Raw genomic sequence first — 8303 nt, forward strand, 5'->3', positions numbered from 1 at the left:
CCGGCGATCAGCACATTGCGCGTCATGCCCCCATTGTTGCCTCTTCGTCCTTGCCCAGGTCCCCGGCTCGGGACTTTCCTTGAGGCAGGCTGCCGCACGACAACGGAGGCCGCATTGTCGGACCCATCACGGCGCTCGGGAGCCGGCACCCTGTGGCTCGGTGCGCACACGCGCGCCGAGCACCAGTTGTCCCTGCAGTTCGGTCTCGACGACCTGCGGTTCACGGCGTCGTACTGGTACGAGGACGTCGACCTCGTCGACCTCGAACGGCGCTACGGCCAGGACACGCTGGACCGGGTCTGCTTCCACCTGGCGGCCTTCACCGCGAACACGCTGGTCAGCCTGCGGCCCGCCCACTTCGACGCGGGTCCGTACCAGCGCCACTGCACGCCGGAGTTCTGGTCGCTCTGGCGTCGGGTCGTCCACGGCGTGTGGGCGCAGTGGCGCTACGAGCACGACCTCCCGGACTACGAAGGGCCGGACCTGCTCCGCTCGCCCGCCGAAGTCGTCCCGAGCCCCGTTGCTGTCAGCGGCACGGGCGAGCCGGGAGTGCTGGCGTTCTTCGGCGGCGGCAAGGACAGCGTGGTGTCGCTCCGGCTGCTGCAACGAGCCGGGGTCCCGTGCGACACCCTCGTCTACTCCAGCTCGACCTACGGCAGTGCCGGGAAGCAGCACTCCCTGTGCGACACCCTTCTCGACGTGCTCGGGCTGCCTGCCGAACGGCGCCGCCGGGTCTGGGCGTACGACGACCTGGTGGACAGTCCCGTCGCACGACTCGCACCGCAGCACGACCTCCTTCCCCTCACCGCCGCAGAGACGCCGGCATCGGTGTTCGCCGCCGTACCCCTCGTGCTGGCGCACGGCTACCGCGGGCTGAGCCTCGGCCACGAGCGCAGCGCCGACCAGGGCAACGCCGTGTGGTCGCCGGCAGGCGACGAGATCAACCACCAGTGGGGGAAGTCCGTGGAGTGCGAGCAGGTCCTGGCCGACTACCTGCGCACCCACCTGGTCGAGGACTGCCACTACTTCAGCCCGTTGAAGGCGGTCCACGATCCGCTGATCTTCACGATGCTTGCAGCCGAGCCCGACGCGATCCCGTTCACGCACTCCTGCAACGTGGAGAAGCCGTGGTGCGGCCGTTGCGCAAAGTGCGCGTACGTCTGGCTCGGCTACAGCGCCTACCTGCCCGCCGACGTGGTCGCGCGGACGTTTCGCGGACACGGGAACCTGTTCGACCATCCTGACAACCAGGTCTGGTTCCGGCAGCTGCTGGGCCTGTCCGACCACACGCCGTTCGAGTGCGTCGGCGGGATCGAGGAGACCCGGCTGGCGTTCGCGTTGTGTCGCCGCCGTGGTCTTGGTGGCCTGGCGATGGATGTCTTCGAACGCGAGGTGCCGCCCGTGGACCTCGATGCGTTGCTCGAGCGCTACCTGGAGGTCGGGTCCCTGGGTGCGTGGTGCCCGCCCGGATGGCGGGAGCCGCTCGAGGCCCGGTTGCGCGCAGCTGCCGCCGGGGCTCGACCCCAGCTGGCTACTTCTTGAACGAGCGGAACCCGACGTAGTCGTAGTGGTCCCACTTGCTCGCGTCCATGTGGAGCGAGATGGACAGGATCCCGACGCCCTCGGTCGCATTCATCGCACTGATGAAGAGGTCGTGGCCGACATTGAGCCCGGTGTGCCCGGACGCGCCCTTGTCCTTGTTGTGGAACGACACCAGGTCGCCGGTCTGCGCGAACACACCCGGCTCGAGCTCTTCGGGATTCTTCGTCTCCTTGGTCTTCTCCCACTTGCCCTTCGCGTTCTTGACGTGCTTCTCGAAGATGCCGCCGGCCAGGAGGTACTTGGCGATCACCTTGCCGCGTCCGTCGAACTCGAAGATCTCCGCCACGGTCTTGCCGTCCGCGGCGAGATGGATCAGTTGTGAGTACGGGAAGTGCTTGAGCTCCTTGCCGGGTTCGAGCCGGGCCTGGCCCTTGTCGACGTCCGCGGCCAGGTCGTTCGCCTTGTAGGACCAGGTCTTGTCGGACCCGTAGAACGGGTACTTCGACTTCCCGATCGCTGCTCCTGACTTGGCCAGGTAGGCGTCGGCCACCAACTTGTTGCACTTCCACGCGTTCTCTCCGAAGGCGCCCGTACTTCCGGCGACGCCAGGATTCGCCGCCCCTTCGGTGCCGCTGTCGGGATCGGTCTTCATCCACGCCTTGTTCTGGGCGCTCGGTGTCCCGGCGACCTTCTCCATGTTGAGCTTCTCCGCCGAGAAGACGATGGCCTGGAGCCGGGCGGGCAGCTTGTCGAAGGTCTTGTGCGCGGCGACCTCGCCCGCGAGATCGTTGACCGCGGCGAAGAGCCGCACGTGGAAGCCCGAGTCGTCACCGTGAGGCCCTGCGGAGCCGTGCAGCACGGCGTAGTCCAGCATCTTCTTCAGCGCAGCGGCGGCACGCGTCTGGCCGGCCTTGGCGAGGCCTTCGACCCGGGCCGCGCCGAACATGCCCAGGACCGCCGCGCGGACGCTCTCGCCGAACCGCTGCACCGTGGCCTGGTTGCCCGCCCAGCGCTGCAGGGTGGTGACGTGATGGGCGTCAGCCGGCCACGTCGCCGGGGAGCGGTTGGGCATTGTCGGAACCCGCAAGGCCGTCGGGACCTGCGCCGCCGGGCGCTCGTCGGACACCCCACCGCGGGTACGGCGAGGCTCAGCGGGCAACCTGGTGCGCATCCCTCCCATCGTCGGCCTGTTGCCGGCAATGCGGAAGGGCCTGTTCTCAGTCGAGCAGGGTCTCGACGCCGTTGGTCAGCCGCACCACGTGGAAGCCACTGGTGCCATCGGTGTACCAGACGCTGTTCCCGGCCGGGTCCCACGCAGGTTGGGAAAGGGCGCTGGCACCGCCCTTCGCCGGCTTGTTGAAGTAGGCGACCTCGCGCGGGTCCTGCACGTCGCTGATGTCGAAGATCCGCAGTCCGGATCCGATCATCGAACAGGCAGCCAGGTTCGGGGCGTCCCGGGTCGGGACCGAGCAGTAGTGGGCGGAGTAGCCACCGATCGGCAGCGCATTTCCGGGGTCTTTCATGACCTCGGCCGTGCGGTTCACGGCCTGATGGACCTCGAGCCGGATGTCGGACACCAGGGAGGGAGCCTCAGGGTCGGTGACGTCGATGATCCGTGCGCCACCGACCGGGCTGTTCTTGAAGTCGACCGTCCAGCGGTCACCGAACCAGTCAGTGAACTCGTCCACCTCGAGCACGTAGCTGCGACCGTCCCGGTGGAACGGCTCCGCGACCTGCGGGATGGAGATTCCCGGCCAGTCGATCTCCGACAGGAGCCGGACCTGTGGCTTGGTGACCCTGTCCTGGACCTGCGAGACGTCATAGATCTGCAGGCTCGGCTTGTCGAGGATCGAGCTGGACGACGGTGTGCCCATGTTCGCGACGTACATCGTGGCGCCGTCGTCAGAGAACCGGAGTCCGTGCGCGATGACCCCCGGCTTGACGAGGACCACCCGGGGCCGCCGCGGGTCGGCGATGTCGACGGCGGTCATGGTGAAGCCCGCTGCGCCAGCGGTCCAGAACGTCTGGCCGTCGGGCGCGAACCCGCTCTCATGCCCGAGGACACCGGACAGCGTGGTCGACAAGAGCTTCGGGCGGCGGCAGTCGGTACGGACGTCGTAGACGTCGAGAACGCCGGGTGCGGTGGCAAGGGTGCCCATCACCCCCACGAGCAGGCCGCGTTCAGCGTTGACCAGCAACGACTCGTGCGGGCTCAGCATGGCCGGAGTGATGAGGTTGGCGGTCTTGCGCGGCGACGCCGGGTTCGTCATGTCGAGAACCACGACCCCGAGCCCGGTGCCGTTGAGCAGGTTGCCGACGACGTCCATCCCGAGGATCCGGGTGGAGTCGTAGAAGGCACAGGTGTGGCCCTGGGCATCGGTGTAGCGAAGGGTCTTGAACCCACCGGTCGTGCCATGACGACCGACCTGCTCGGTGTTGCAGGTGTATCCCTCCAGCACCCGACCGGAGTCGTAGTCCGCCGTGGGCACGCGGCCCTGGAGGTCAGTGGTCTCGGGACGCGATCCCGGCCCACAAGCGGCCTCGGGCACCGCCTGGGACGAGACCTCGTCAGAGGCGGCGGCGAGGCTTCCACCCACCAGGACACCTGCGACGGCGATCGCAACGGCGATGCGGCGATGCAGCGGCTCCAAGCGCAGAGCCATCCCTCAGATTCCCGCGATGCCGTCGAGCTTCTTCACCGTGGACTCGAACTCGGCGACCAGGTCGGCGACGACCTCGGCGACCGGCCGGACCTCGTTCATCCGACCGACGATCTGCCCGATCGGCATCGAGATCACGTCGGGGTCCCCGGAGGCGTTGATCCGGTTGTGTGCGTCCGCGACCAGCAGGTTCTGCAGCGGCATCGGGAGCGGTGCCGGGGCACCTTCCTCGTTCCACGACTCGGTCCACTTCGTCTTGAGCAGACGGGCCGGCTTGCCGGTGTAGATCCGGGTCCGGACGGTGTCGGACGACGTCGCGCGCAGGAAGGCCGTCTCCCAGCCCTTGTTGCCGGACAGGTTTCGGTACTCCTCCGTGCCGAGCCAGATGGACCCGGTCCACACGCCCTGGGCACCGAGCGCGAGCGACGCGGCGATCTGCCGGCCCGAGCCGATGCCACCGGCACCCAGCACCGGGACGTCCGGACCGACGGCATCGACGATGTCGGGCGTCAGCACCATGCTGGCGATCTCGCCGGTGTGACCGCCCGCTTCGTAGCCCTGCGCGATGATGATGTCCACGCCGTTGGTGACGTGGCTCAGTGCGTGCTTGGGCGCGCCCGCGAGGGCGGCGACCTTCAGTCCGGCCGCGTGGCACTGCTCGATCACGTCGACCGGCGGCGAGCCGAGCGCGTTGGCGATCAGGACCGGCCGGTGCTGCAGCGCGACGTCGACGTGCGAGCGCGCCATCGAGTGCAGCCAGCCGAGGACGCCCTCGCGTCCCTCGCCCTCGGGCAGCGGCGGGACGCCCAGCTTGAGCAGCGTCTCGTCGACGAACTTCCGGTGCTCCTCAGGGATGTACGACGACAGGTCGGCCGACGTGCCCTCCGTGGGGATCTTCATCGGCATCACCACGTCGACGCCGTACGGCTTGCCGTCGGTGTTCTCGTCCATCCACGTGAGGACCCGCTCGAGCTCGTCGGTGTCGTTGAAGCGGACGCACCCCAGGACGCCGAGACCGCCGGCGCGGGAGACCGCGGCAGCGACGTGCTCGGACGGCGTGAAGGCGAAGATCGGGTACTCGATGCCGAAGGCATCACACAGTGCGGTCCTCATCAGACCGACACCTCCTCGGTACGGCTCTCGAGCGCCAGTTCCTTGGCGCGGGGGTACTGGGCCTTGCCGGTCGCGTTGCGCGGGACCTCCGCGACGAGCGTCAGCACGCGCGGCAGCTTGTAGCCGGAGAGGTGCGATCGCAGGAAGGTCCGCAGCTCCTCCAGCTCGACGGTCGCACCGGGGCGGGGTTCGACGACAGCGGCCACCGTCTGGCCGTACTTCTCGTCGGGCAGGCCCACCACGAGGACGTCGTACACACCGGGGTGGGCCTTGATGGCCTGCTCCACCTCTTCGGGGTAGACCTTCTCGCCGCCGGTGTTGATGCAGTTCGAACCGCGGCCGAGCAGGGTGATCCGGTTGCCCTCCTCGATCCGGGCGTTGTCGCCGGGGATCGAGTAGCGGACGCCGTCGATCACGATGAAGGTGCGGGCCGACTTCTCGGGGTCCTTGTAGTAGCCGACCGGCACGTTGCCCGAGCGGGCCGTGCGACCGACCTTGCCCACATCGGTGACCGGGTCGAGGATCTGGTTGTCGTCTCCGAGGATCACCGTTGTCGGGGGGATGGAGACCACCGGGCCGTCGGTGGACAGGGCGCTGGCGTCCTGCAGGCCGGTGCCCTGGAAGCCGGTCTCCGAGGAGCCGATGGAGTCGGTGAAGACGGCGTTCGGGAAGTGCTTCATCCAGCGCTCCTTCACCGACTTGGAGAAGATCGCCGCGCTGGACGCGATGGCGAACAGCGTCTGGCCGGAGTACCCGCCTGCCTCGTAGGCATCGATCAGCGGCACCGCCATCGCATCTCCGGTCATGAACATCATCTGCACGCCGTGCTTGTCGACCAGCTCCCAGGTGCGGACCGGGTCGAACTTCGGCTCGAGGATGGTGACCTGGCCGGCGAAGAGGTGCATCAGGAGCGAGGCTTGCGCACCGCCGTGCATCAGCGGGCTGAGCGGCAGCGTGACGAGGCTGTCCTGCTGTGCCTTCTTCGACTGGTCGTACTCCTCCAGCGGCTCGGCCGTCATGAAGTCGATGCCGCCGCCGAGCACGCGCCAGAAGTCCTCGTGGCGCCACATGACGCCCTTCGGGAAGCCGGTCGTGCCGCCGGTGTAGATGATGTGGATGTCGTCCGGGCTGCGCTCGCCGAAGTCACGGACGTCGGACTGGCCGGCGACGGCGTCCTCGAGCAGGACACCCCCGTACGACGACACGTCACTGGTGTCGTCCGGCTCGAGCGGGTTCGGTACGACGACGATCGTCTGCAGCTTGTCGAACTTCGGCGCGACCTCGGCGACCAGCGGCGCGTAGACGCGGTCGTGGACCAGGCCGACGAGATCCGCGTTGTCGAAGAGGTACTCGAGCTCGCCGGCGACGTACCGGAAGTTCACGTTGATCGCCACGGCGCGCACCTTGAGGATCGCGATCAGGGCGATCACGTGCTCGATGCTGTTCTTGGCGTAGAGCCCCACGTGGTCTCCGTGACCGATGCCCCGGGCCTGCAGGTAGTGCGCGAGCTTGTTCGACTCGGCCTCCAGCTCGGCGAAGGTGATGACGCGATCGCCCACCTGCACGGCGGGCTTCTGGGGGACGGCGTCGACGGCATGTTCGAAGAGATCGGCAATGTTCAGGGCCACGATCCGAGACTAGAACACGTTTCACTTTTTCGCTAGCGTGGTTCACATGTCCCCCACCGATGACGCTGCCAACGACCGTGGACCCGACTGCCTTGTCGAGCAGGACGGTCACAAGCTGATCGTCACCATGAACCGTCCGGAGCGCCGCAACGCACTGTCCGGCGCGATGCTGCGGATCATGGAACAGGCCTGGGACCGGGTGAACTCCGACCCCGAGATCCGGGTCTGCATCCTCACTGGCGCAGGCGGCTTCTTCTGCGCGGGCATGGACCTGCAGGCAGCCGACAAGAAGCCGCCGTCGGAGGCCTTCGAGTCCGGCGCGTACGACCCGACGGTGATCAAGGGGCTGCTCAAGGGGTTCCGGTTGACCAAGCCGCTGATCGCGGCCGTGGAGGGCCCGGCGATCGCCGGCGGCACCGAGATCCTGCAGGGCACCGACATCCGCGTCGCCGGTGAATCGGCGAAGTTCGGGGTCGCCGAGGCCCGGTGGAGCCTGTACCCGATGGGCGGCTCGGCGGTCCGGCTCCCCCGCCAGATCCCGTACACGGTGGCAGCCGAGCTGCTGCTGACCGGACGCACCCTGCTCGCCCCGGAGGCCAGGGAGCTGGGCCTGATCGGCCACGTCGTACCCGACGGCCAGGCACTGGCCAAGGCGCACGAGCTCGCGGACATGGTCGCTGCCAACGGCCCGATCGCCGTCCAGGCGATCCTCAAGACGATGCGCGACTCGGAAGGCAAGCACGAGGACGACTGCTGGGCCGACGACGCCAGGGTCGGCGCTCCGGTCTTCTCCTCGGAGGACGCCAAGGAAGGTCCGCGCGCGTTCCTGGAGAAGCGGAAGCCCGACTTCAAGGGGCGCTGACCGGACCAGGGAGCGAACGGGCACACCTGCCTCGCCCTTCAGGGCAGAGAAAGGTAAAGACTTTCCGGAGTGGCTGGCGCGCACCCGCGCACAGGAAGATAGTGAGCACCGCCACTTTTCCTGCTTTGCTCCCAATCCCCCGATTTGGCAGGTGTTCTCCGTGCGCGCTCGGACCCTTTGTGCTGCCCTGTCCTCAGCCGTGATGCTGGCTGCCCTCGTGAACCCGGAGGCCGCGCACGCCGCTCCCCTCCCGGCCGTGGCCAGTGGCAGCGCGGTGCGCTGCGCCGAGCCACCGCCGACGGACGGTGCGACGGCGGAGAACCGCGACCGCTTCGTGGAGCTCTGGTCGCCGCGGTTCACGGACAACGCCTGGCGCAAGGACTTCGTCGCGCTCAGGACGGTGCCGGCGGACATCCTCGCCGAAGGCTTCCACGCGCTGCCCGAGCCGACGCAGCTGTGGCTGAGTGCGTGCCTGGTCGCCGACCTGCTCGACATCAC

7 protein-coding genes are annotated in these 8303 nt (G+C 68.2%); 3 read left to right on the forward strand and 4 right to left on the reverse strand.

All coding sequences use genetic code 11. From position 1 onward, the window contains the following. The first annotated feature begins 114 nt into the window (after positions 1 to 114). Positions 115 to 1542, forward strand: a complete 1428-nt coding sequence (locus tag ACOADB_RS01055) for a hypothetical protein (protein WP_378596070.1) — start codon at positions 115 to 117, stop codon at positions 1540 to 1542. On the opposite strand, the gene ACOADB_RS01060 is transcribed toward ACOADB_RS01055, so the two are convergent. The 4 genes from ACOADB_RS01060 to ACOADB_RS01075 all read right to left on the reverse strand — a co-directional run bounded on the left by ACOADB_RS01060 (position 1532) and on the right by ACOADB_RS01075 (position 6943). Next, on the reverse strand, positions 1532 to 2614 hold the full coding sequence (locus ACOADB_RS01060) for a hypothetical protein (RefSeq protein ID WP_378596071.1): 1083 nt from the start codon (positions 2612 to 2614) through the stop codon (positions 1532 to 1534). The two genes, ACOADB_RS01055 and ACOADB_RS01060, sit on opposite strands and share 11 nt — an antisense overlap. Before the next feature lie 145 nt (positions 2615 to 2759). Continuing rightward, positions 2760 to 4205 carry an LVIVD repeat-containing protein gene (locus ACOADB_RS01065; protein ID WP_378596072.1) on the reverse strand — a complete coding sequence of 482 codons (1446 nt, stop codon included), beginning with the start codon at positions 4203 to 4205 and terminating at the stop codon, positions 2760 to 2762. A 3-nt stretch (positions 4206 to 4208) separates the two neighbouring features. Continuing rightward, complete coding sequence (locus ACOADB_RS01070; RefSeq protein ID WP_378596073.1) at positions 4209 to 5315, reverse strand: NAD(P)H-dependent flavin oxidoreductase; 1107 nt, start codon at positions 5313 to 5315, stop codon at positions 4209 to 4211. Beyond that, the gene (locus tag ACOADB_RS01075; protein WP_378596074.1) at positions 5315 to 6943 is read right to left on the reverse strand and encodes an acyl-CoA synthetase; all 1629 of its coding nucleotides are present in this window, start codon (positions 6941 to 6943) and stop codon (positions 5315 to 5317) included. Before ACOADB_RS01075 ends, ACOADB_RS01070 begins: the two co-directional genes overlap by 1 nt. A 46-nt stretch (positions 6944 to 6989) precedes the next feature. Here ACOADB_RS01075 and ACOADB_RS01080 point away from each other — a divergent pair, with 46 nt between their 5' ends. Both ACOADB_RS01080 and ACOADB_RS01085 read left to right on the forward strand, forming a co-directional pair. Continuing rightward, the gene (locus tag ACOADB_RS01080) at positions 6990 to 7805 is read left to right on the forward strand and encodes a crotonase/enoyl-CoA hydratase family protein (RefSeq protein ID WP_378596075.1); all 816 of its coding nucleotides are present in this window, start codon (positions 6990 to 6992) and stop codon (positions 7803 to 7805) included. 160 nt (positions 7806 to 7965) lie between these two features. Beyond that, the coding region (locus ACOADB_RS01085) for a hypothetical protein (protein WP_378596076.1) at positions 7966 to 8303 on the forward strand (338 nt) is incomplete at its 3' end.

It is taken from the genome of Nocardioides sp. CPCC 206348, assembly GCF_048654705.1.
Taxonomy (GTDB): Bacteria; Actinomycetota; Actinomycetes; order Propionibacteriales; family Nocardioidaceae; genus Nocardioides.